At 69.8% G+C, this 24,220-nt stretch carries 17 protein-coding genes and 1 tRNA gene; 4 read left to right on the forward strand and 14 right to left on the reverse strand.

What is annotated here, in order from left to right; genetic code table 11:
• Nucleotides 1-45: 45 nt before the first annotated feature.
• A complete protein-coding gene (gene addA, locus E2493_RS00960) occupies nucleotides 46-3,492 on the reverse strand; it encodes a double-strand break repair helicase AddA (protein WP_135082787.1) in 3,447 nt (1,148 codons plus the stop codon).
• Between the two features lie 143 nt (nucleotides 3,493-3,635).
• Here addA and E2493_RS00965 point away from each other — a divergent pair, with 143 nt between their 5' ends.
• Together E2493_RS00965 and E2493_RS00970 are read left to right on the forward strand one after the other, a co-directional pair.
• A complete protein-coding gene (locus tag E2493_RS00965) occupies nucleotides 3,636-4,694 on the forward strand; it encodes an NAD(P)-dependent alcohol dehydrogenase (RefSeq protein WP_135082789.1) in 1,059 nt (352 codons plus the stop codon).
• Between the two features lie 65 nt (nucleotides 4,695-4,759).
• The gene (locus E2493_RS00970; protein WP_167737325.1) at nucleotides 4,760-5,623 is read left to right on the forward strand and encodes an endonuclease/exonuclease/phosphatase family protein; all 864 of its coding nucleotides are present in this window, start codon (nucleotides 4,760-4,762) and stop codon (nucleotides 5,621-5,623) included.
• Between the two features lie 194 nt (nucleotides 5,624-5,817).
• Here E2493_RS00970 and E2493_RS00975 read toward each other — a convergent pair whose 3' ends face one another.
• A complete protein-coding gene (locus E2493_RS00975) occupies nucleotides 5,818-6,585 on the reverse strand; it encodes a TonB-dependent receptor (RefSeq protein WP_225421061.1) in 768 nt (255 codons plus the stop codon).
• A gap of 345 nt (nucleotides 6,586-6,930) precedes the next feature.
• Nucleotides 6,931-7,254 (reverse strand): YciI family protein, encoded by a 324-nt coding sequence (locus E2493_RS00980; protein WP_135082791.1) that lies wholly within the window; start codon nucleotides 7,252-7,254, stop codon nucleotides 6,931-6,933.
• Between the two features lie 133 nt (nucleotides 7,255-7,387).
• Here E2493_RS00980 and E2493_RS00985 point away from each other — a divergent pair, with 133 nt between their 5' ends.
• Both E2493_RS00985 and E2493_RS00990 read left to right on the forward strand, forming a co-directional pair.
• Nucleotides 7,388-7,627 (forward strand): hypothetical protein, encoded by a 240-nt coding sequence (locus E2493_RS00985; protein ID WP_135082793.1) that lies wholly within the window; start codon nucleotides 7,388-7,390, stop codon nucleotides 7,625-7,627.
• 112 nt (nucleotides 7,628-7,739) lie between these two features.
• Nucleotides 7,740-8,045, forward strand: a complete 306-nt coding sequence (locus tag E2493_RS00990) for a glycine zipper 2TM domain-containing protein (RefSeq protein WP_135082795.1) — start codon at nucleotides 7,740-7,742, stop codon at nucleotides 8,043-8,045.
• A gap of 96 nt (nucleotides 8,046-8,141) precedes the next feature.
• Here the strand turns inward: E2493_RS00990 and addB are convergent, their stop codons facing one another.
• The 11 genes from addB to E2493_RS01045 form a co-directional block, all read right to left on the reverse strand.
• A complete protein-coding gene (gene addB / locus E2493_RS00995; RefSeq protein ID WP_135082797.1) occupies nucleotides 8,142-11,093 on the reverse strand; it encodes a double-strand break repair protein AddB in 2,952 nt (983 codons plus the stop codon).
• Nucleotides 11,094-11,134: 41 nt separating this feature from the next.
• Nucleotides 11,135-11,833, reverse strand: coding sequence for a nucleotidyltransferase family protein (locus tag E2493_RS01000; protein ID WP_135082876.1), 699 nt, complete (start codon nucleotides 11,831-11,833; stop codon nucleotides 11,135-11,137).
• Nucleotides 11,834-11,895: 62 nt separating this feature from the next.
• Nucleotides 11,896-12,894 carry an aminoglycoside phosphotransferase family protein gene (locus tag E2493_RS01005; protein ID WP_135082800.1) on the reverse strand — a complete coding sequence of 333 codons (999 nt, stop codon included), beginning with the start codon at nucleotides 12,892-12,894 and terminating at the stop codon, nucleotides 11,896-11,898.
• The gene (gene tsaE, locus E2493_RS01010; protein ID WP_135082802.1) at nucleotides 12,879-13,319 is read right to left on the reverse strand and encodes a tRNA (adenosine(37)-N6)-threonylcarbamoyltransferase complex ATPase subunit type 1 TsaE; all 441 of its coding nucleotides are present in this window, start codon (nucleotides 13,317-13,319) and stop codon (nucleotides 12,879-12,881) included. The genes E2493_RS01005 and tsaE overlap by 16 nt, the downstream gene beginning before the upstream one ends.
• Nucleotides 13,316-15,646 (reverse strand): sensor histidine kinase, encoded by a 2,331-nt coding sequence (locus E2493_RS01015; RefSeq protein WP_225421063.1) that lies wholly within the window; start codon nucleotides 15,644-15,646, stop codon nucleotides 13,316-13,318. Before E2493_RS01015 ends, tsaE begins: the two co-directional genes overlap by 4 nt.
• 147 nt (nucleotides 15,647-15,793) lie before the next feature.
• Nucleotides 15,794-18,781, reverse strand: a complete 2,988-nt coding sequence (locus E2493_RS01020) for a TonB-dependent receptor plug domain-containing protein (protein WP_135082804.1) — start codon at nucleotides 18,779-18,781, stop codon at nucleotides 15,794-15,796.
• 218 nt (nucleotides 18,782-18,999) lie between these two features.
• Entirely contained in the window at nucleotides 19,000-20,256 is a 1,257-nt protein-coding gene (clpX, locus tag E2493_RS01025; RefSeq protein WP_135082806.1) for an ATP-dependent Clp protease ATP-binding subunit ClpX, read from the reverse strand.
• A gap of 219 nt (nucleotides 20,257-20,475) precedes the next feature.
• Nucleotides 20,476-21,123: an ATP-dependent Clp endopeptidase proteolytic subunit ClpP gene (gene clpP, locus E2493_RS01030; protein ID WP_135082808.1), complete on the reverse strand. Its 648-nt coding sequence runs from the start codon at nucleotides 21,121-21,123 to the stop codon at nucleotides 20,476-20,478.
• A gap of 99 nt (nucleotides 21,124-21,222) precedes the next feature.
• On the reverse strand, nucleotides 21,223-22,146 hold the full coding sequence (locus tag E2493_RS01035) for a glycosyltransferase family 2 protein (protein WP_135082810.1): 924 nt from the start codon (nucleotides 22,144-22,146) through the stop codon (nucleotides 21,223-21,225).
• 265 nt (nucleotides 22,147-22,411) lie between these two features.
• A complete protein-coding gene (gene tig, locus E2493_RS01040; protein ID WP_135082812.1) occupies nucleotides 22,412-24,007 on the reverse strand; it encodes a trigger factor in 1,596 nt (531 codons plus the stop codon).
• A 56-nt stretch (nucleotides 24,008-24,063) separates the two neighbouring features.
• A tRNA-Leu gene (locus E2493_RS01045) sits at nucleotides 24,064-24,148 on the reverse strand.
• Nucleotides 24,149-24,220 lie beyond the last annotated feature (72 nt).

Raw genomic sequence — 24,220 nt, forward strand, 5'->3', positions numbered from 1 at the left:
AGTCTCCTGAAGTTGGGCTCGATGTAGGGCGCCGGACGATCGGTCTCAAGCCGCACGAAGCAGGTGGGCGTCGAGCAATGCGTCCGGAAGCGCGTGGAGGACGGGCGCCGAGGTGTAGAGCAGCTTCACCTCGACACGACGCCCAGGAAAGATCACCCGCAGGGCGTCGGCATAAGCGGCCATCTGCCGGAGATGCGGCACCGGGATCTCGTCGAGGGCGGCGGGCGCCTTGCGGCCGGTCTTGAAGTCGGCGAGCACGATCCGGTCGGGGAGCACCAACAGCCGGTCCACCGTGCCGGCGACGACCAGGCCGTCGGGCAGCACCGCCGCGATCGGCGCTTCAGCGAGCGCGGCCGGGCCGAACAGCTCGGCGTGGCGCGGATCGTCGATCACCCTGGACGCGTCCTCGATCAGCCGCTCCCGGAATGCGGGATCGTCGACGCCGGCGGCGTGCTGCAGCCAGTGCGCGGCCCGCTCCGCGCGCTCCTCCCGCGGGACGTCGGGCAGGCGCTCGAACAATTGGTGGAGCAGCCGCCCGCGAATCGCCGCCTGGCGCAGCGCCGGGGTCGGCGGCGGATCGGTGACGTCGTCCTCCCCCAGCGCGGACGGCGCCAGCGGTCGCGGCGGCCGCGCCTCGACCGGCGCCGGGCGTCGCAACCAGGCGGGGAGCGCGAGCGGCGCTGCGGTCCGCAGCGCCTCCGCTTTGGCCGGCACGGCCGGGCTGCCGTGGCGCAGCGCGCGGCCCCAGACCGGATCCTCCTCCCACGCGGCGCCGAGGCCGGAGAGCGCCGTCTCGACCGCCCGATGCCAGCTCGCCAGCGGCGGCACCCCTTTCGCCATCGGGCCGAGCGCGCCGCCGACGTAGAGCCGCTCCTCGGCCCGGGTCAGCGCGACGTAGAGAAGCCGCCAATGCTCCTGGCGCTCGAGAGAATCGAGCGCGGCGATCTGCGAGGCGAGCGGCTCGGCGAGCTCGTCCTTGCGGGGACGGTACACCGGCACGTCGACCCCGTCCTCCAGATGGAGGCTGGTGAAGCTCCCGCCGATGCCGCCGCCCTTGCGGTCCGGATCGGCGCAGGCGTCGGCGAGGATCAGGATCGGCGACTGCAGTCCCTTCGAGCCGTGCACCGTCATCACCCGCACGGCGTCGAGCGGCGCGGACGGATCGCGGACGATCTCGACGTCGCCGCGGGCGAACCAGTCGAGGAAGCGCTGGAGCGACGGCGCCGCGGTCGCCTCGAACTCCAGCGCGGCGGCGAGCAATTCCTCAATCGGGTCGCGCGCCTCGGGCCCGAGCCGCTCGAGCAGCCGGCGCCTCGTATCCGATCCGCCGGACAGCAGGGTCTCGAGGAACTGGTGCGGGGTCGCATAATCCGCCATCGCGAGGATCTCGCCGAGCCCGCTGAGCGTCGTCGCGAGCCGCTCGCGCAGCGGCGGCGGGAGCGCCGCGCCGTCCTGCCCGAGCGCGCGCAGGCGCGGCCACAGGGCGCCCTCGCGCTCGAACGCGGCGGCGAACAGATCGTCCTGACTCCAGCCGAACAGCGGCGAGACCAGCAGGCCGGCCAGGTTGAGGTCGTCGAGCGGCTGCACGGCGAAGCGCACCGCGGCGAGCAGATCCTGGACGGCGAGCGGGGCGGTGAGCAGCAGGCGGTCGACGCCGGCGACCGGCACCCCTTCGGCATGGAGGCGCGCGACGATCAGCGACGCGAGGTCACCCCGCCGCCGGACCAGCACCAGAATATCTTCCGGACGCAGCGGCCGCTTGCGCGCCTCGACCATGAACGGCGCGTCGAGCCAGGCCCTGATCTGCCGGGCGATCTTGCCCGCATAAGCGCGCACCGTGTCGGAGACCCAGCCTTCCTCGCCCGTCTCTTCCTCGTCGCCGACCGCCTCTCCGGTGAACGGCGGCCACAGAGTGACGGCGCCGCCGCGCGCGGCATGATGGGCCTCGTGCCGGTTCGGCGGCCGAGGCAGGCCCAGCGCCTCGTGGCCGAGCGCCCCGATCGCCCGGTCGACCACCTCGAGAATCTGGGGCGACGAGCGGAAGCTGCGGTCCATCGAGAGATCGAGGAAGGCGCGGTCGACCGCCTCCGCCTCGCGCGCGAACCAGGCGCGCGCCACCTCGAAGGCGTGGGGATCGGTGCCCTGGAAGCCGAAGATCGCCTGCTTGTAGTCGCCGACCGTGAACACGCTGCGCGGGCGCTGCGAGGCGCCCTCCCCGGCGAAATACTCCAGCGCCAGGGCGCGGACGATGTTCCACTGGCGCTCGTTGGTGTCCTGCGCCTCGTCGACGAGAATGTGGTCGGTGCTCTGGTCGAGCTTGTAGCGCACCCACTCGCCCATGCCGGGCGTGAGCAGCAATTGCTCGGCCCGGCGGATCAGGTCGTCGAAATCGACCGCGCCGGCGGCGCGCTTGGCGGCGGAATAAGCGAAGGCGAAGGCCTGGCCGGCGCGCAGCCCGGCGGCGAGACCGTCAGCCAGGGCGGCGGTACGGCGCATCCCCAGCAGGCGCCGGCAGCAGTCGATCAGGCGCTCGGCATGAACGGCATAATCGGGATCGGCTTTGAGCAGCCCGGCCTGCGGCTTGCGCGGCTCGCCCGATTTGGTGAGGACGAGGCCGGCGAGCTCGTCCAGGCTGTTCCCCCGCTCGGCCTGGCCGCGGGCGCGCCAGGCCGCGACGACGTCGCAGCAGTTGAGCCCGGTGGCGGTGCCCCAGCTGCGGTTCGCCGCCACCATCCGGTCGAGCGTCGCGAGATCGAAGCTGTCGTCGCGGCAGGCGGCGGCGATCGCCTCCTCGACGTCGCCGGCCGGAAGGCCGAAGGCGCGGCGCAGGCGCGCGGCCACGCCCTCGCGCGCGCCGAGCGCCTCCATCGCCGCCGGCGCCCGCGCGCAGGCCCGCAGGAAGCCCTCCGCACCGGCCTCGCCGAGGCGGTGGCTGAGCGCCTGGACGTCGCGGATCAGCGGCAGGTCGCCGCCCTCCTCGGCCTCGACCAGCATCTCCGCCAGCGTCTGCCGGGCGAGCATCTGCTCCTCGCGGCCCTCGAGCGGCCGGAAGCCCGGGACGAGCCCGGCTTCGGCCGGGAAAGCGGCGAGCAGGCTCTGCGAGAAAGCGTGGATCGTCTGGATGCGCAGCCCGCCGCCGGCGGCGTCTAGGACCCGCGCGAACAGGGTGCGCGCCTTGGCGAGCGTCGCGTCGTCGGTGCGCTCGCCGAGCGCGAACATCTCCTTGCGAAGGTCGGCCGCCGGCAAACGCACCCAGAAGGCGAGCCGCTCGTGGATGCGATCGGCCATCTCGGCCGCGCCGGCCTTGGTGAAGGTGAGGCAGAGGATCGATGCCGGATCGACACCGGACAGCAGCAGCCGCAGCACGCGTGCGGTCAGGACGTGCGTCTTGCCGGTGCCGGCTGAGGCGGAGAGCGCGGCATGGTCGCGCGGCGAGGAGGCGCGCTCCTGCTCGCCTTGCAGCGGCGTCAGCGGGCGAAAACGGCGGGACATCGCGGCTTCTGTCGGGCAAAAGGGCAGAGTTGTGAACCCCCATCGGGACGCGCGCTGCTTTCCTCCCCCGCCCGCCGCCGCTCACCCCCTTGCCCCCGCCCCGGCCTCTGCTAAGCGCGCGCCAACCGCAAAGGAGCCACGCGATGACGATCCCCACCCGCGCCTACGCCGCCCACTCGCCCGACTCGCGCTTCGCGCCCTTCTCGTTCGAGCGCCGCGATCCCAAGCCCAACGACGTCGCCATCGCCATCTCCTGGTGCGGGGTCTGCCACTCCGATCTCCACACCGCGCGCGGCGAATGGGCCGGCACGCGCTATCCCTGCGTTCCCGGCCACGAGATTGTCGGAACCGTCACCGCCGTCGGAGATGCAGTGACGAAGTTCGCCGTCGGCGATCTCGTCGGCGTCGGCTGCATGGTCGATTCCTGCCTCACCTGCCCGTCCTGTCAGGAAGGGCTGGAGCAATATTGCGAGAAGGGCTTCACCGGCACGTACAACGGACCGACCCAGGATACCGGCGACAACACCTACGGCGGCTATTCCGACCATATCGTGGTGCGCGAGGAATTCGTGCTGAAGATCCGCCACTCGGCCGATCAGCTGGCCGGCGTCGCGCCCCTGCTCTGCGCCGGCATCACCACCTGGTCGCCGCTCCGCCACTGGAAGGTCGGGCCCGGGCACAAGGTCGGAATCGTCGGAATCGGCGGCCTCGGCCACATGGGGATCAAGCTCGCCAAGGCGCTCGGTGCCCATGTCGTCGCCTTCACCACCTCGCCCTCGAAGCGCGAGGACGCCAAGGCGCTCGGCGCGGACGAGGTCGTGGTGTCGCGCGAGCGCGCCGAGATGAAAGCGCACACCGGCAGCTTCGATTTCATCCTCAACACCGTCGCCGCGCCGCACGATCTCGACGCCTTCCTCGCTTTGTTGAAGCGCGAAGGCACGATGACCCTGGTCGGCGTGCCGGCGGAGCCGCACCCCAGCCCCTCGGTCGGCCTGCTGATCTTCCGCCGCCGCAGTCTCTCGGGCTCGCTGATCGGCGGCATCGCCGAGACCCAGGAGATGCTCGATTTCTGCGCCGAGCGCGGCATCGTCTCGGACATTGAGACGATCAAGATGCAAGACATCGACGCGGCTTACGAGCGGATGCTGAAAAGCGACGTGAAGTACCGTTTCGTCATCGACATGGCGACACTGAACGACTGAGGCCGCGCGGCCGGCGGCGGTTCCCCCGTTTGCCGGCGCCGGTTCCGCGATTACGACGAGGACGGATGAGAACATTCTCCAGGCTGCGCAGGCTGCTGCTGCTGGCCCTCTGCGCCACCGCAGTTCCAGCGGGCGGTGCCTCCCCGGCCGGAACGCTCCGGGTGATGAGCTTCAACGTCCGCGTGCCCGTCGCGCAGGACGGCCGCCACGCCTGGCCCCACCGCAGGGACCTGCTCGTCGATACGATCGCCAGCCAGTCGCCGGACGTGGTCGGGACCCAGGAGCTGACCAGGGCCCAGGGCGACTACCTGCTCGCGCGGCTGCCCGGTTATTCCTGGTTCGGGATCGACCGGCGCGGCGGCCATGACGACGAGCATATGGCGATCTTCTACCGGCGCGACCGGCTGCGCCTGGTCGAGCTGGGCAATTTCTGGCTGTCGGAGACGCCGAATGTCCCCGGAAGCATAAGCTGGGGCCATCCCTTTCCCCGGATGGTGACCTGGGGATTGTTCGAGACGATCGCCGACGGACGGCGCTTCTACGTCTACAACACGCATTTTCCGTACCGGGCCGGCGACGAGCCCGCCCGGACCCGGGCCGCGGCAGCGATCGCCGCGCGGATCGCCGCCCTCCCCGCGGCGGTTCCGGTCGTCCTCACCGGCGATTTCAACACCGAGCCGGGCAGCCCCACTTACGCCCTGCTCAGCGGGAGCCTTGCCGACGCCCGCGCCCAGGCTGGCAGCGTCGCCGGCCCGGAAGGCACCTTCCACGCCTTCACCGGCACCCCCCGCCGCCGCATCGACTGGATCCTCGCTCGCGGCCTCCGTGCCGCCCGCTTCCACACCGACGACCGCCACCGTGACGGCCTCTACCCGTCCGATCATTTCCCGGTGACGGCCGACTTCGTCCCCGAGTCCCCCGCGCCCTGACCCCGGCGCGCGGCGCACGCGAGCCACTTCCGGGCAGGTGAAGCCGTCGGAGAGATGCAGGACGACGAGCACCCCGCCCGGGTTCCGCTCGGCGGCGATCCGCGACGCCTCGCGCTTGCTGTCGGCGCCGCCGTCGATCGCCAGCAGTCGAGGCGCGATGCCTCGGCGCTCGCCGCTCCTGCGGCCGCGCCCGCTCAGTCGCCCGGACGGAAGACCATGCGGTGGGGAATGTAGAGGAACACCTCGGTCGCGCCGGCGCGGCGCCATTCGACCGGGCGGTCGAGCCCCTGCGCCTCGACCTTCTGCTGCGGCCCGAAGCGCGCCGCGATGGCAAGGGCGTCCTGCGCGATCAGGTCGAGCAGTCGCCCGCGATACTGGTCCGGCGCGACGATCGACAAGGTGAGCGGGCCGCCGGCGCGCATCTCGGCGCGCCCCGCGGCCGGCACCGAGCTGACGAACTGCTCGAGCCTGGATATCGCCTGGTTGGCCTCGTCGGCGCTGGCGCCGAGCCGGGTCTTGATGAAGAAGGCGACCCGCTCGCTGTCCGGCCGGCCGTCGCCGAGGAACGGCAGGGTTCGGTAATTGCCGGTGGTCAGCGGCACGACGAAGAAGTCGCCGATCGCCAGCTCGATGCCCGAGCGGCCGGCGAGGCTCAGCGCGCTACGGACCATGGTCAGGATTTCCTCGCGGCGCTGCTCCCGCTCGCGCGTGTCGCCGGCGACGATCACCGGCAGCAGCGCGAAGTCGGCGCGCCGCCGCAGCCCGATCGCCGGGAGCTCGCTCGCATCCTCCTCGGTCTCGATCGCCCGGTTGGTCCGCGGATCCATGTAGACCTGGCGGGCACGGGTCCCCGTCACGACCACCTCGCCCTCGTTGATGTCCTGCGCCTGCGCCGGCCACGCCGCCGCCAGCGCCAGGCCGAACGACGCCAAGCGATATGTTCCGATCCGTGCCATGTGCATCCCCCCTCCTGGTCGACGCCAGAGTGCGGTCCGCGCATCGTGAGGGTCAAGCCGCTTCTTGCCCGCGGGCCACGGCGCCAGAAGCATGCGCTGGGGATCGACAATGTTGCCGTGGCGCGGAGGTCCGCCGACAGGATCCGTGCACGCGGCCTCAGGGCGCAAGGCATTGCCCTCCGCGCCTGGCTGTGAATCAGGCCCCGGCCCCGGCGACGCTACCGCCGGCACGCCCCGCCGGCAGACGCGCTCCCGCCGCTTCCTGCGCGCATGCCGCCGGGCCTCGCCGCCGCCCTTGGCCTGTAGCCTGCCTGTTTTTTCCGATCCGCTGCGCCGCCGATCCGGCCGGGTCTATTCGGCCGCTTTGGCCCGCTCCGCTTCGGCGGCGAGGAAGCCGGGCTCACGCTCGGGAACCATCCAGCGGCTCTCATAGATCTCGATCGTCTCGAAGATCCCCTCGGCGAAATAGGGATCGCCGGCGAGGTAGGCATCGAGCGCGGCGCGGTCCGCCATGTCGAAGATGAACACGCTGCCGATCATCCGCCCGTCCTCGATCAGCGGCCCGGCATAGACGATCTTGTCCTGCTCGCCCGCGACGAAGCGCAGGTGGCTGGCGCGATGGCGGCGGCGAAGCTCGCCGGCCCCCTTGTCCTTGCCGATGACGACGAAATTCATGCCGACGGGCTAGCGCGGTTGCGCGCCGAAGGGAAGCCGCTTCCGGCCAGAGCGGGCGCCCTGCACGCCGGGCTTGGCGACGAGGCGGCAGCTCCTCTAGGAGAAAGCGAGATACCTCTTGTGGAGTGAAGACATGGCCCGCGAACCGCATTATCCCGACGACGCCCCGGTCGGCGACACTAGGAAGGCCGCCCGCACGGCTCCGCGGCGCAGCGCTTCACCCGAGGGACAGGCGCCCGCCGACGCCAAGGCGGACGAGAAATCCGGACGCACCAAGCAGATCGTGACAGGCGCGGCGATCGGCATCGGCTCGGCCGCGATCGTCGCCGCCCTCCTCTACGCCAACCGTCGCGGCAGGAACGACAAGGCCTGACCCCTGTGTAAACGGCGGCTTGACCAGCCTGAACCCGGTCTTTCGAGTGGGTTCAGGCGCGGCTCAAGCGAATCGGAATAGACACTCCTCATCGAGTTCGAAGGAGTGTCCCATGCGTAAGATCGTCCTGGCCCTGAGCGCCGCCACCCTCACCGTCCCGGCCCTGCCGGCCGACGCCGCCTTCGCGCGCAGCACCGGCGTCTACCATGGCCAGACCTGGCGCGGTGCCGATGGCCGCACCTATTGCCGCAAGCCGAACGGCACGACCGGCCTTGTCGTCGGCGGCGCCGCGGGCGCCCTCGTCGGCCGCGAGATCGACAAGCGCGGCAGCCGCGCCACCGGCACCATCCTCGGCGCCGCCGTCGGCGCCCTGGTCGGCCGCCACGTCCAGCGCAATGTGATCAGTCGCTGCCGCTAAGGCTGGCTGACCACAGGTTGGCGACAACGAGAAGGCGCTCCGGGGACCGGGGCGCCTTTTCCCACGCGCGGCGATGCCTCGGCAGGGCGGCCCGGTTCATTCCTCGCGCCCGTACCACTCATCCAGCCGCATCAGCTGGTCGTATTCGCCATAAGGCGCATATTCGGGGTGGAGCTTGGCGGTGAACGGCGCGTCCCCGGTCAGCCAGTTCTCCGCCGCCTCGCGGAAGTTGCGCGCCGCCAGCGTGGTGAAATCGGCCGGGTCGATGCCGTTGCGTCCGGCGACCGGGCTGGCGACGAAGCCGAGCTTCCCCGCCTTCTTGGCCAGCGACCAATATTCGAAGCAGGCGGGCAGCCCCTCGATCCCGTCGAAGCCGCCGCGCTCGGCGATCAGGCCGAGCAGGCCCAATTGCATCGAATAGCCCTCCCCCACCGCTTTCGGCCCCGGCGGAGTCCCGGTTTTGTAATCGACGATCGCCAGGCTGCCGTCGGCGAGCCGGTCGATGCGGTCGGCCATGCCGTGCAGCTTCACGCCCGACATCTCGGCCTCGCCCCAGGCTTCGGCGCGGAGCGGCAGGCGGCCGTTCTCCTTGTTCTCCGCCACCTGCGCGGCGATCCAGTCGATCGCCTCGAGCAGCCGCGGCTGCCAGAGCGCCCGCATCAGGGGATGGGCGTTGCTGTCGGCGAGCAATTGCTCGGCCCGCGGCCGCAGCCGTGCCGGATCGCAATCGTCCTCCTTCATCCATTTTTCGAGCACGGCGTGCACCGCCGTTCCCCGCCAGGCCGCGCCGGGATCGGCATCGGGGACGTCGAGCGCGGTGAGGCCGAGCATCCGGCGCGCGTAGAAAGCGAACGGATCGGCCTTCAGCCGGTCGACCTCGGTGACCGAGATCTTGCGCGGACGCCGCGCGGCCGGCGGCGAGGGCGCCGGGCGGGCCGCGGGCCGATAGGCCTCGGGCCGGTCGAGCACCTGCGCCCATTTGCGGTGCTGGGGCGAACGGGTCAGGCCGCCGGTCATCGCCTCCAGGCGCAGCCAGAAGCGGGAGGCGATGGCCGGGGCGCGGGCGCTGCGCCGGGCGCGGGTCACCAGCACCTGTCGTCCGCCGAGCGCGCAGGCGAGGTCGTGCGCGGACAGGCCGATGCGGCGCTCGAGGCTGGGGAGGCCGAGCTCGTGGCGAAGCCGCGGCGCGAGCCACGGGTCCGGGGTCGGCAGCTGCGGCCAGATGCCCTCGTTGAGGCCGGCGAGGATCATCAGATCGGCATGCTGGAGCCGCGCCTCGAGCAGCCCCCAGATGAAGATGCGCGGGTGCTGGCCATAAGGCGGGCGCACCGCCACCGACTGCATCAATTGGTCGAGCAGCGGCGCAAGGGTGGCGAGCACGACCCGGCGCGGCCCCTCGCCCGCCGCCGGCTCGGCCGTCGCGAGCAGCTCGGCCGCGGCCCGGCCGGCGGGACCGGCCCAGGCCGCATCGCCGGTCAGGTTCGAAGCGGTCTCCCGCAGCATCGCAAGCAAGGCGGGAAGGCTGGCGCGCTCGGAGCGGAAGGCGGCCTCCAGCGGCCGCAGCAGCGCCGCCGCCTCCTTCCACCAGGCGAGCGCCGCCTTGCGCAGTTCGCGGTCGCGTCCGGTCCAATCAGCGAGATGTTCGAACAGCCCGGCCAGCCCTGCCGGCGGGCGCGGCCCGCGCAACGCAAGATCGAGGGTACGGACGCCGTCGAGCCAGGCGAGCCGCCCCTCCCCCAGCATCACCAGCGGATGCTTGAGCAGGGCGAGCAGAGGCACCGGGGCGAATTGCTCGGCGGCCGCGCTGGCCAGAGCAAGCAGCAGCGTCCCCGGCGGGGTCTGGGACAGCGGGCGCCCGGCGCTGTCGTCCGCCTCGATGTCCCAGCGGCGCAAATGGGCCGAGACGCGCCGCGCGAGATCCCTGTCCGGCGTGACCAGGGCGGCGGTGCGCTCCGGAGTCTCGATCGCCTCGCGCAGCGCGATGGCGATCGCCTGCGCCTCCTCGGCGGGATCGGCGAGCTCGAGCGCCCGCACGCCGCTGAGCCGGCGCTCCGAAGGCGGCAGGCTCTGCCAGTTGGAGGTGAAGGCGGCCGGCGCCATCGCGTTGGCGATCGCGCGGCTGCGGACGGCCGGCGCGTCCCTGCCGCCGCCCCAGCGCCACGGCTCGACCTCGGCGCGGCCAACGCCCATCCGGTCGAGCAGCAGCTTCAGGTGGAATTGCGGATGGGTCTCGACTGCGCGGCGGCGGTGGCCGGTCTCCGGATCCGGCTCGTGCGGGCCGAGCGCCTGCCACTCCTCCTCGGGCATCGTCCGGTCGAGCCCGGGCAGCACCACCGATCCTTCCGGCAGCCGCGACACCGTGCGCAGCAGCGCGGCAATGGCCGGCGCCGTGGTGGTGATCCCCGCCGCGCAGACGAAGCCGCGCGGCGGCTGGGTCCGCCAGCGCCCTGCGACGCCGCGCAGCAGCCGATTGCGACGCTCGGCCAGGTTGATCCGCCCGCGTTCGGCGAGCACCCGCGGCCATTGGTCGAGGATTACCGTCAGGCGCTCGAGCGAGACCTGCCAATGGCTGGAAAGATCGGGCAAGTCGGCAGCGAACTCGCGCAGGCGCCCTGGCGCGATCTCCTCGATCAGCAATTGGTCCAGAGTGCGGCCGAGATCCTGGGCAAGGCGGAGCGCCTCGGCGGCGTCGATGCCCTCCATCTGCCGCTCGACCAGCCTGGCGAGGAGAAACAGCCGTTCGGTCGGGTCGATCGCCGGCGGCACGGGCTCCGCGGCACCGACAGGATCGAGCGCGCCGCCGATCCGTTCGTCGAGCTCCGGGTCTCCGACCGGAACCAGCCGCGGCAGGAGCAATCCGCGCGGCTCCGATCGCCGCACGAACGCTTCCGAGAGGGCTCGGCCGGCGCGATTGTTCGGGACGAGCACGACGCCCTGGGCGAGCCCCGTCTCGCACTGGCCGTAGCGGGCGATCAGGCCGGCGGCGAGCGCGTCGGCGAAGGCGCGATGCGGCGGGATGGTGAAGACGGTGGGGCGAGCGGCGGACACGGTCCTAGCCTAGCGGGGCGGCGCAGCCGATGGGAAGCGTTTCAGCCGCGGCCGAGGATCTCTTCGGTCTTGCGGATGTTGTCGGGCGCGCCAACGTCGAACCATAGCCCTTCGTGAACCACGCCGAACATCCGGCCCTGCTCGATCGCTCGGTCCCACAGGATGTTGGTCGAGAACGGACCCTCGGGGTGCTCGCCGGCGAGCAGCCGCTTCGAGACAATCTGGATGCCCGTGTAGACGAACGGCGCCACCGTTCCCGGCTTGCGCCGCCGCAGGGTGCCGTCGGGGCGCATGTGGAAGTCGCCCTGGCCGCGGTGGCAATGCGCCCGGGCCAGCGGCACCAGCAACAGCAGCGAGTCCATCCGTGCGTCGTCCCAGTTCGACGCCAGCAGCCGCAGCGAATCGACCGGCCCGTCGACCCACAGATTGTCGGAATTGACCACCAGGAACGGATCGGCGTCGATCAACGGCAGCGCGCGGATCAGCCCGCCGCCGGTCTCGAGCAATTGCGCCCGTTCGTCCGACACGGCGATCTCGATGTCCTTGACCCGGTGGCGCAGGTGCGCCTCGAGCGCGTCCGCGAGGTAATGGACGTTGACCACCGCCTTTCTCACCCCAGCGCCGCGGAGGCGATCGAAGCAATGGTCGATCAGCGGCTGGCCGGCGACCTCGACCAGCGGCTTGGGCCGTGTGGCGGTGAGCGGCCGCATGCGCTTGCCGAGCCCGGCAGCCATCACCATCGCCACTTCCGGCACCTTGCCGGTCGGATCGGGGCGCAGCGCCAGGGTCTTGCGCGTCCGGCTCACGCGCTCTGTTCCCAGGCCGCTGCCCGTTTCTCCGCGGGAACGTTCTCGTCGAACCAGGCGCGGACATGGGCCAGCGCCGGATGAGCGAGGTTGCGCTCGAGGTACGACCAGACGCGGGGCTGCAGCGAGAGGTAGTGCGGCTTGCCGTCGCGCTTCCACAGCCGGGTGAAGATGCCGAGGATCTTGGTGTTCCGCTGCGCGCCGAGCACTTCGTAATGGGCCCGGAACGCGTCGCGATCGACGACATTCGCCAGCGCGTAGTAGCGCTCGAGCATCTCCTCCTCGAGCTCCGGCGCGACGTCCCGGCGCGCGTCCTGAAGCAGGGAGACGAGGTCGTAGGCGGCGTGGCCGGCGAGCGCGTCCTGGAAATCGAGCAGGCCGAGTTCGGTGCGTCCCGGGATCACCATCAGATTGTCGGCATGATAGTCGCGCAGCACCATCACCGGGCGCTCCGCGACGACGCGCAGCACGTCGGCCCAAGCCTGCTGCCAGGCGGGCAGATAGGTCTGCTCGTGGATCGGCATGTCCAGCGCGGGCGCATACCATTCGGTGAACAGCAGCACCTCGCGCACCATCGCCGCCTCATCATAGGGCGGGATGTCGGCCGGCGCCGGCTGGGCGCCGAGCCGCGCGAGGATCTCGACGGCAGTGTCGTAGATCTCGTGCTCGCGGTCCGGGCGGCCCTGGAGATACGGGCCGACGCGCTCGTCGCCGAAATCCTCGAGCAGCAGCAGCCCGCGCTCGCGATCGATGCCCAGCGGCCGCGGCGGCGCGAAGCCGCGGTCGAGCAGATGGCCGGCCACCTTCAGGAACGGCCCGATGTCCTCATGCTCGGGCGGCGCGTCCATCAGCACCGCCGTTTCCGCCCCGCGATGGATGCGGAAATAGCGGCGGAAGCTGGCGTCGCCGGCGAGAGGCCGGATCTCCGCGCCCTCCCAGCCGTGCCGTGCGAGGAAATCGGGCGCCGAAGCGGGCGGAATCATCGGAGAGGCCATCGTCCTCCCCAAGCGGCGGGCACCTCGGCTGTCAAGGCGCGAGCGTCCTCTCCGTCCCTGGACAGGCTGAGCTTCAGCGCCTCTGGCCACAAGGCCGCGCCGAGACGCTCGGGCCATTCGATGACCAGCGCACCGTCCCAGAGTGCCTCCTCCAGCGCCAGCTCGCCCAATTCCTCCTCGTCCTCGATCCGGTAGAGATCGACATGCCAGACCGGCAGGCTGAGATCGTCATAGGGAAGAACGATCGGAAAGGTCGGGCTGGCGACGTCCCCCTCGAAGCCGAGGCCGCGAAGCACGCCGCGGGCGAGGCTGGTCTTGCCCGCGCCGAGATCGCCGTAGAGCGCGACCACGTCGCCCGGCCGCAAGGCGGCGGCGAGACGGCGCCCGAACGCCTCCGTCTCCGCCTGCCCCTGCAGCCGGATCACGCCGGCTTTCTCGGCAGGCGGAAGGTGACCGTCGTCCCCTCTCCCGGCTCCGAGACCAGTTCGATGCGGCCGCCATGCGCCTCGATGAACTGCTTGGCGAGCGGCAAGCCGAGGCCGAGCGCGGCCTCTTCGCCGCCTGCCGGCGCCGCGGCGCGGTTGAAGCGGTCGAAGACGCGCGTCTGGTCGGCCGGAGCGATCCCGCGACCGTTGTCCGAGACGGTGATCTCCGCCGTCGCGCGCGTGCCGCCCGCGTGGAGCAGCACCCGGCCGCGCTCGCCGGTATAAGCGAAAGCGTTCTTCAGCACGTTGTCGAGCGCCTGCCGCAGCCGGCGGCGGTCGCCGGTCACCTTCCCTGCGTGACGCTCGATCTTCACCGAGAGCTCGATTGCCTTGCGTGCGACCACCTCGCCGAAGGCCTCGGCCGATTCGCGGCACATCTGGGCGATGTCGATCTCGTCCTCGGCGAGAAGCAGGCTGCCGCTGTCGCTCTGGGTGAGATCGAGCACATTGTCGATCAGCACCCCGAGCCGGACGACCGACTCGAGGATCGCTCCGACATATTCGGCCGCCGCCGGCGGCAGCTCCCCGGCATAGCCGCCCGCCAGCATCTCGGCGAAACCGCCGATCGAGGTCAGCGGCGTCCGGAGCTCGTAGCTCATGTTGGAGACGAAGGCGGTCTTCAGGCGATCCGCTTCCTCGAGCGCCGAGGTGCGCTCGCGCAGCGCCGCCTCGACCGTCCTGCTGGCGGTGACGTCGAGCATCGTGAACAGCGCGTTGCCGTCCGGCAGCGGCACGGCGGCGAACTCGAACTCGCGCCCGTCGAGGAACGAGACGCGGCCGCCCCGCTGCTTGCGCTCGACCGTCGCGCTCCGCACCAGCTCGCGCACGAGGCTGGCATGCGCGGCCGTCTTCAGCTTGCGGCCGATGTGGCTGGTCAAGGCGTCGATCCGCGGGTGGGCGGCGAGCTGCTCCTCCTCGAACTGCCAGAGCTCGCGGAAGCGGTTGTTCCAGAGGTGGAGGCGGCCGTCGGACGCGAACACGCCGACCGCCTCGAAGAGATTGTCGAACGTGGCGGTGCGGACGCGCAGCAGGGTGTCGCGGGCGGAGGCGAGCTGAAGCTGCTCGGTGCGATCCTCGAAGATCAGCAGCAGGCCGCCGTCGGGCAGCGGCTGGGCGACGACGCGCAGGTGGCGCCCGCCCGGCAGCAGCCAGTCCTCCTCCTTGGCCGCCGCCGTCTCGGTGAACCAGCGGCCACGCTCGCGCTTCCAGTCGGGATAATCGCGCACCTCGGGGAGGTTGCCGGCCTCGCGCATGCCGTCGAGCAGGCGATTGAACTCGGGGCGGTCGGCCAGCGTCTCGGCGCGCAGCGAGAACAGCCGCGCGAACGGCTGGTTGAAGAAGATCAGGCTGCGGTCCCGTCCGAACTGGGCGACTCCCGCCGAGAGGCGATCGAGCATGTCGCGCTGCGCGCTGACGAAGCGGGCGAGGTCCGCGCGCGCCTGCTCCCGGTCCTCGACGTCGATCGCATAGCCGGCGACGCCGGTCTCGCCGAGCGGCACCTCTACCACCCGCATCATCCGGCGCTCGCCGGCGATCGTCGCGGGCACGGTCCGCGCCGAGGCCTGGCCGCTCTGGCGGACCGCTTGGGCGACGCGAAGGGCGCTGCCTTCGCTGTCGTCGACCAGCTCGATGCCGCCGTCGATCACCGCGGCGGCATCCTCCGCCTCCACCGCGGCGACATAGGCGCCGTTGACCATCGCGACCTTCAGGTCGGGCCCGCGATGCCACATCGGGAAGGGCGCGGATTCGATCAGGCCGGTGAGCGCCTCGAGCGCCGAGCCGAGCCGCTCGTTCCGGTCGCGCAGCGCATTGATCTGCTCCTCGCTTTCGGTCGCGTCGACGAACCAGAGGAGCACCGATCCCGCTGCCGCGGGGGCGGGCGCCGGAGCGCCGCGGACGAGGTAGACGCGGGCGGAGCCCTGGGCCCGCACGGCGAGCGAGAAGCTCGCTCCGGTCGTGGCGCTGGTCCCGACCTGGTCGGACAGCGCCGCGACGTCGGCCCGGGCGAGCCCGGCACCGCCGGCGGAGAGATCCTCCATCCGGGCCGGGGGAGTCTCGAGGCCGAGGGCGTGGGCGAGCCGCGTCGAAGCATCGACGCCGCCCGCTGCGTCGACCAGCAGCGGCATCGCCGGCGAGGCGGCGAGGAGCGCCCCGGCGCGATCGGCATGCGCGGTGAGACCCGCGGCCTGGTCCGCCCGTCGGGTGGCGCGCAGCGACAGCCACACGGCGACGACGAGCCACGCGCCGCAGAAGAGCGCGAGCAGCACTGCTGCGGGGGTAGAAAGCGTCACCACGCGGTCTGTCTAGCGACAAGCACGGGGTTGCGGAAGCGGCCAGCGCCGCCCCGCGAAGGGCAAAAAGAAGAGGCCCGGACCTGCCGGCCCGGGCCTCCCCCGTTTTCGCGTCTCAGGCGATCAGAAGCCCGCGAACTTCACCCGCGCGCCGGCGAAGAAGAACCGGCCGACCGAGCTCACCGGATAGGTGTTGGCGCCGATCGACGGACGCTCGCCGAGGAAGTTGTTCACGCCGCCGAAGAACTGCATGTTGTCGCCGACATCGACGCTCGCATACAGATCGTGGACCCAACGCTCCTTGTAATAGAGGTACTCGGGCGCGACGATGTCCGGATTGCCATCGACCTCCTGGTTGGTGAAGCGCAGCGTCTTGTCGAACCACGAGAGGCCGTAGTTGATCGTGTACGGGCCCTTCGTCCAGGTCAGGTCGAAATTCGCCGTATATTTGGGCGCATAGGCCTCGCCGCGCGAGTCGGTCACCGGCGCCCCGGGGGTGCCGATGAACTCGAGACGATCGAGGTAGTTGCCGACCAGGTTCAGGTTGAACTTGCCGATCTTGCCGGCATTCAGGCGGTAGTTGATGTTGACGTCAAGACCCGCGGTGACGAACTGCGCGACGTTCTGCGGGGTGACCGTGAAGCCGGTGATCTGGCCCGCGGTGGTGCCGCCGTTCTGGCGAACGATGCCGCCGCAGAACACGTTGTCGAGCGACGCCTGGTCGACGCAGAGCTCGGCCAGTTCCTCCGGATCGACGAAGTTGATCGCGTTCTTCAGCTTGATGTCATACCAGTCGGCGCGGAGCGTCAGGCCCGGGATGAAGCGCGGCTGGAACACGGCGCCCGCGGTCCAGGTCGTCGCCGCCTCCTCGCCCAGATCGGGATTGCCGCCCTGGAAGCCCGGAATGTTGGTCGAACGCGGGTCGCGGTAGCCGGCCGGATCGGCAACGCCGAGCGAGGTCAGCAGCGCGGCGCAGTTCGCCGCACGGTTGGCGGTGCCGTTCTGAATCTGGTTGCTGTTGCAGGGATCGGTGATGAACTCATAGGTCTGCGAGAGACCGCCGAAGAGCTCGCCGATGTTCGGGGCGCGAACGGCGCGTGAGTAGGTGCCGTTGAACGTGATGTCACGCACCGGCGCCCAGGTGCCGTCGACCTTCCAGGTGGTCGTCGTGCCGATCGTCGAATAATCGGACAGACGCACGGCGCCGCCGAACTCGAGGCGGCGGAAGAACGCACGGTCGCTGAGCAGCGGCACGCGGACCTCGCCGAACACTTCCTTGACGTTGAACTTGCCGTCGTCGACCGCCAGGGCGTTCGTGAAGGTCAGGCCCTGCGCCGCGATGGGATCGGGGGTGAAGTTGCTCTTCTCCTCGCGATACTCGGCGCCGACCGCGAAGCCGACGTCGCCGCCCGGCAGGGTGAACAGGCTGCCGAGATCGCCGGTCAGGGTGGCGTTGACGACGTGCTGCTCGACCTTGGAGCGATCCAGCGTGTTGACCCGGATGAAGTCGAGGGCCGCCTGGGAGGCCTGGTTCTCGCCGAACAGGTTCAGCGGCGCGCACTGGCCCGGCTGGAACGTGGTCGGATCGAACACGTCGCGGCTCTCGTACGGCTGGTTCGGCGACCAGCCCGGCTGCAGGTTCACCCGGCAGGTGACCTGGCCGTTCGGGCCGGTGACCGCGTCGAGCGCCGCGTAGAAGCGGTCGTCGTAGATGTCGCCGACATAGTGGTTACGGACCTTCGACTGGCCGTAGACGTAGGAGACCTCGTAGTTGAAGTCGTTCCCGAGATCGCCGCGCGCGCCGAGGACGCCGCGGATGGTCTCGCGCTTGATCGTCTCGCCGCGCTGGCCCAGGTCGAAATTGTCGCGGTTGAGCAGGAGGCCGCCGTTGTCGATCGCCGCCTGGCGGAGCGCCGTCGGGATGAACGGATTGTCCGGCTCGATCAGCAGGTAATAATCGAACGTCGGCTGGCCGAGCGAGTAGGATTCGATGTTCGCATACTTGCCTTCGGCGAAGAAGCTCAGCGCCGGCGAGACGTCGAAATGGCCGATGGCGTTGACGACATGGCGCTCGACGCTCGGCAGCAAGTCGTTGCCATAATCGGAGACCAGCGTGGCGTTGCCGCCCTGCTGATAATAATCGGGGATGAAGCGGCCCGGATCGAACGCGGTCAGCCCGCCGCCGGCATTGACGAAATAGTCGGGGAAGCCGTCCCAATCGACGTCGATGCCGCCCTCGCGGTTGGTGTCGAAGTAGCGAATGCCGCTGAGCGGGATGTAGTCGGCGATTCCGTCATTGTTGTTGCCGCCGGTCTCGGTGTCGTCTGGATTCAGGTAGAAGCCGGTGAGGTTGGTGCCGCGCAGGCGACGGCGGTCACGCGTGGTGAGCCGGTCTTCCTTGCCATATTCATAGGCGATGGCGAGGTTGGCGCGGTCACCGAAATTGTGGCCCGCCGTGACGGTGAAGAAGCGCTGGCCGGCGTCGCCCTGCTCGGATATGCCGGCCTGGCCGCGGGCGGTGATGCCCTCGAAGTTCTTCTTGAGGATGAAGTTGACCACGCCGCTGACGCCGTCGGCACCATAGATGGCCGAGGCGCCGCCGGTGAGCACGTCGATGCGCTCGACCAGGTCGGTCGGGATGGTGTTGACGTCGATCGCCTGCGAGCCCGGGACGCCCGAGACGTGGCGGCGGCCGTCGACCAGCACCAGGGTCCGGTCGGTGCCGAGGTTGCGCAGGTTGAGCAGGTTGAGGCCGGTGTAGCCGATGCCAGCGCCGCTGCCGGAGTTGTCGCCGCCGGTCGACGAGCCGATCAGCGCCGGATAGCCGGTCAGGAAGTCGGTGAGGTTGGTCGTGCCCGAGGCCTGCAGCGTCTCGGAGTCGAGCGAGACGACCGGGTTCGGGGCCTGGAAGTCCGGACGGCGGATGCGCGAGCCGGTGACGACGATGTCGTTGGCCGGCTGGTTCTGCTCGAGGTCCGGCTGGACGGTAGACTCGGGAACATTGTCGTCGGTCTCGCCCGGAGCGGCGGTCTGCGCAGCGGCGACGCCGGGAAGCGCCGCAAGGGCAAGAGCGAGAACGGATACCTTGGCATTCAAACTGAAGAGACGCATCGGGCACTCCACTGGAAAGTGGCTGCTCGGTAGGCCAATCCGGTTTTGTTTTGCTACGGGGTGAATACGGTAATAGGGACTTTCCCGGATCGGGTGCGGCACTTCTGCAACAGCGGCCGGCGCTATTGCCGTTCGTTTTCAGATGCTTGGCTGCCGGAAACGAAAAGAGCCCGCACCCGGCAGGCGCAGGCTCTTCCCTATTCGCAGCGGGACCCGCCTCAGGCGGCGTCTTCGGCCTTCTTGGCGTAGATCCGCACCGGCTCCTTGCGGCCGTCGACGACGTCCTTGTCGATCATCACCTCGTCCACGCCGTCCATCGACGGCAGGTCGAACATCGTGTCGAGCAGGATGTTCTCGAGGATCGAGCGCAGGCCGCGGGCCCCGGTCTTTCGCTGGATCGCCTTCTTGGCGACCGCGATCAGTGCCTCGTCGGTGAAGGACAGCTTCACGTCCTCCATGTCGAAGAGCTTGGCGTATTGCTTGACCAGCGCGTTCTTCGGCTCCTTCAGGATCTTGACGAGCGCGGTCTCGTCCAGATCCTCGAGCGTCGCAATGACCGGCAGACGGCCGACGAACTCGGGGATCAGGCCGAACTTCAGCAGATCGTCCGGTTCGCCCTGACGCAGGATCTCACCGGTGCGGCGCTCCTCCGGCGCGGCGACATAGGCGCCGAAGCCGATCGACTTGCCCTGCAGGCGATCGGCGATGATCTTCTCCAGGCCGGCGAAGGCGCCGCCGCAGATGAACAGGATGTTCGTCGTGTCGACCTGCAGGAACTCCTGCTGCGGGTGCTTGCGGCCGCCCTGCGGCGGGACGGAAGCGGTGGTGCCTTCCATCAGCTTCAGCAGCGCCTGCTGCACGCCCTCGCCCGAGACGTCGCGAGTGATCGAGGGATTGTCCGACTTGCGGCTGATCTTGTCGATCTCGTCGATATAGACGATACCGCGCTGCGCCCGCTCGACATTGTAGTCGGAGGCCTGGAGCAGCTTCAGGATGATGTTCTCGACATCCTCGCCCACGTAACCGGCTTCGGTGAGGGTGGTCGCGTCCGCCATGGTGAACGGCACGTCGAGCAAGCGGGCGAGCGTCTGCGCCAGCAGGGTCTTGCCGCAGCCGGTCGGGCCGACGAGCAGGATGTTCGACTTCGAGAGCTCGACCTCGCCACCCTTGGAACCGTGGGCGAGCCGCTTGTAATGGTTGTGCACCGCGACCGAGAGCACGCGCTTCGCGTGGCTCTGGCCGATCACGTAACCATCGAGATGCTCACAAATCTCGAGCGGGGTCGGGACGCCGTCGCGAGACTTCACCAGCGAGGACTTGGTCTCCTCGCGGATGATGTCGTTGCACAGCTCGACACACTCGTCGCAGATGAAAACGGTGGGGCCAGCGATGAGCTTGCGCACCTCGTGCTGCGATTTCCCGCAGAAGGAGCAGTAAAGGGTGCTCTTGGAATCGCTGCCGCTAAGCTTCGTCATATTCTTCCTATCGGGCGCCAGGGCGCCCTCTGCCACGGGACCACAGTAGACCGCCTTATGGCACGATCACAATGGCCTATAGATTAACGCCCCGCCCGTGACGCGCCCGCGGCACGGACGGAAAGGTGGGAGTGCGCCAGATCGACATTTGTTCCGGTTGTACCGAGCGCCAGCGGCAGCCCGCCCCTCTTCCGGACGTCCGGAAGAGGGGGACCGACCTCAGGCCGCTTCCGCCTGATGGGTGCTGTCGCCCTCGCCGGGCGCCGGACGCTTCTCGAACACTTCGTCGACCAGCCCGAATTCCTTGGCCTCGGCGGCGCTGAAGAACTTGTCGCGCTCGACGGCGGTCTCGATCGCATCGAGGGTCTGGCCGGTGTACTTGGCCATCAGCTCGTTCATCCGGTGACGGATGCGCAGGATCTCCTTGGCCTGGATCTCGATGTCGGTCGCCTGGCCCTGAGCGCCGCCGGACGGCTGGTGGACCATGATCCGGGCGTTGGTCAGCGCGACGCGCATGCCCGGCTCGCCGGCGGCGAGGAGGAAGGCGCCCATCGAGGCGGCCTGGCCCATGCAGACGGTGCCGACGCGCGGCCGGATGTACTGCATGGTGTCGTGGATCGCCATGCCCGCCGTGACGACACCGCCCGGCGAGTTGATGTACATGAAGATGTCCTTCTTCGGGTTCTCGGACTCGAGATAGAGGAGCTGGGCGGTGATCAGCGTCGCCATGTGATCCTCGACCTGGCCCGTCACGAAGACGATCCGCTCGCGCAGCAGGCGCGAATAGATGTCGAAGCTGCGCTCGCCCCGGTTCGACTGCTCGATGACGATGGGAACAAGGGCGTTGGCGATGTCTGCGTGATCCATGAGTGTCGGGAATCCTGCTGTGATTGAGCCGCCAACATCGGAGCAAAGCCGCGCCGGTTCAACCCCCGCGGCGGCTATTCCTCCCCCTCGCCTGCCGCTTCAGCGCTCGCTGCCCGGCGCCGGGAAGCTGAGATAGGCGAGCCGGCGCACCTCGCGCCGTCCGCGCACCACCGTGTCGAGGATCAGGCCGACCGCGAAGCTCAGCGCGGCGACGATCATCAGCCCCGTGATCAGGATCGCGGTCGGGAAGCGGGGCACGAGCCCGGTCTGCAGGTAGGTGATGGCGAGCGGTATCCCCATGACCACCGCCAGCACCGCGAGGAACAGGCCGAAGCCGCCATAGAAGAGCACGGGGCGCTCGATCCGGAACAGGTGCAGGATCGTGCGCATGATCCGCCAGCCGTCGCGGTAGGTGGAAAGCTTGGACTCCGAGCCTTCCGGCCGGGCGCCGTAGGCGGTCACCACCTCGCCCACCGGCATCGCCAGCTCGAGGGCATGGACGCTGATCTCGGTCTCGGTCTCGAACCCCCGGGCGAGCGCCGGAAAGGATTTCACGAAACGTCGCGAGAAGACCCGGTAGCCTGAGAAGATGTCGGTGAAGCTGCGGCCGAAGAGACTGGCAAGCAGGCCGGTGAACAGCCGGTTGCCGAGCCGATGGCCGCGCCGATAGGCCTCCTCCACCTCGGACTTGCGGGCGCCGACCACCATGTCGAGCTGCTCGTCGACCAGGCGGCGGACCAGCTCCGGCGCGGCCGCCGCGTCGTAGGTCGCGTCGCCGTCGGCCATCACATAGACGTCCGCCTCCACGTCGGCGAACATCCGGCGCACGACATGGCCCTTGCCCTGCATCCGCTCGGTGCGGACGATGGCGCCGGCCATCGCCGCGACTTCGCCGGTGCGATCCGAGCTGTTGTTGTCGTAGACGTAGATCAGGGCGTCGGGCAGCGCGGCGCGAAAGCCCGCCACGGTCTGAGCGATCGCCGCTTCCTCGTTATAGCACGGCAGCAGGACGGCTATGCGCATGGTCGCTCGTGACAAGATGATCCCCCGCCCCCGCGCGTGCGGAGGGCTCGTCGATGCTTAAGCCGGAGGCCCCGCCCTCGACAACCGCTATCGGCTGGCGCGATCTCCGCGGGGGAGGCCAATAGACGTTCGGGCCGAGCTTGTCGAAGCCCTCTCCTTCACCCTTACCGTGAAAGGGACAGAGAGGGGCTTCGACAGGCTCAGCCCGAACGGGTGATTTTGCACGAAGTGACGCCCCTCCCGCCTCGGGAGGGGCATCGCCGGATTACTCGGCCTTCTTGGCCTTGGCCTTCTTCGGCTTGGCCTCGGCGGCGGGCGCCTCGGCAGCCGGAGCCTCGTCGGCAGCCGCCTTCTTCTTGGCGGGCGCCTTCTTCGCCTTCGGCTTCTCCTCGGCCGCGACCTCGGCCGGAGCTGCCTCGGCCTCCGCCGCCTTCGCCTTCTTGGCGGCCGGCTTCTTGGCCTTGGGCTTGGCGCCGTGATCATGGTCGTGATCGTGGTCATGGCCACAGCCGGGGCCATGGACGTGGCCGCCGGTCTCGGTCGATTCGATCTCGGCCTGCAGCTCTTCGCGGCTCACGGCGCGGTCGCTGATCTCCGCCTTGGAGAAGAGGAAGTCGACGACCTTGTCCTCGAACAGCGGCGCGCGCAGCTGGGCGGCGGCCATCGGCTCGTTGCGGATATATTCGACGAAGCGCTGGCGATCCTCGGGCCGGTATTGCTGCGCGGCCTGCATGATCAGCTGGTTCATCTCATTCTGGTTGACCTGCACGTCGTTGCGCGTGCCGATCTCCGACAGGAGCAGTCCGAGGCGGACGCGACGCTCGGCGATCGCGCGGTAATCCTCGCGCTCCGCCTCGATCTCGGCCATCGCGGCCTCCGGATCTTCCTCGTGGCTCGCCTCGTGCTCGAGCTGCTGCCAGATCTGGTTGAACTCGGCCTCGACCATCGACGGCGGAACCTCGAAGCTGTGCGTCTCGGCCAGGCGGTCGAGCAGCTTGCGCTTCATGTGGGTGCGGGTGAGGCCGTTCAGCTCCTGCTCGAGCTGGCCCTTGAGCAGGCCGCGGAGCTGCTCGAGGCTCTCCAGGCCCATCGACTTGGCGAAAGCGTCGTCGGCGGTCGCTTCGCGCGCAATCTGCACCTCGCTGACGGTGACGTCGAAGGTGGCGGCCTTGCCCTTCAGATTCTCGGCGGGATAATCGGCCGGGAAGGTGACGTTGAGGGTGCGCTGATCGCCGGCCTTGGCGCCGATCAGCTGGTCCTCGAAGCCGGGGATCAGCCGGCCCGAGCCAAGCTCGACGCGCATCGCCTCGCCCTTGCCACCCTCGAACGCCTTGCCGCCGACCTTGCCTTCATAGTCGATGACCACGAGGTCGCCGGTCGCGGCGGCATGGCCTTCCGGCGCCGGATCGTAGCTCTTCTGACCCTGGGCAATGCGCTGCAGCGCCTCGTCGACCTCGGCCTCGGTCGGCTCGACGGTGAGCCGCTCGAGCGTCAGGCCGTCGATTTGCGGCTCGGGAACCTCGGGCAGGGTCTCGAGCTCGACGCTGATCACCGCGTCCTGGCCGGGGCCGCCTTCCTCGAGCGAGACCGCCGGCTGCATCGCCGGGCGCAGCTTCTGCTCGGTGAGCAGCTTCTGGATGCTCTCCTGGACGGCCGTGTTGAGCGCTTCCTGCTCGAGCTGCGGGCCGTGCATCTTGCGGACGAGATTCGCGGGGACCTTGCCGGGACGGAAGCCGGGCATGCGGATCTGCGGCGCCACCTTCTTCAGCTCGCCATCGACCTTGGCGGCGATGTCCTTGCTGGGGATGGTGATCCGGTAGGCGCGCTTGAGGCCCTCGTTCAACGTCTCGACAGTCTGCATGGCTCTTCTTCTCGTCTCGGGATAAGGCGGCCGCGCCGAAGGCGGGCGGCGGAGGCTGGTGCGGGCGAAGGGACTCGAACCCCCACATCTTGCGATACTGGAACCTAAATCCAGCGCGTCTACCAGTTCCGCCACGCCCGCTTAGGCCGCCGGTCGGCCGGCTCTATAACAGCCCCGGCAAAAGGGGCAAGGTGCGCCATTCCGCTTTCTCGG

The sequence above is a fragment of the Sphingomonas parva (ex Maeng et al. 2020) genome (assembly GCF_004564275.1).
Taxonomy (GTDB): Bacteria; Pseudomonadota; Alphaproteobacteria; order Sphingomonadales; family Sphingomonadaceae; genus Allosphingosinicella; species Allosphingosinicella parva.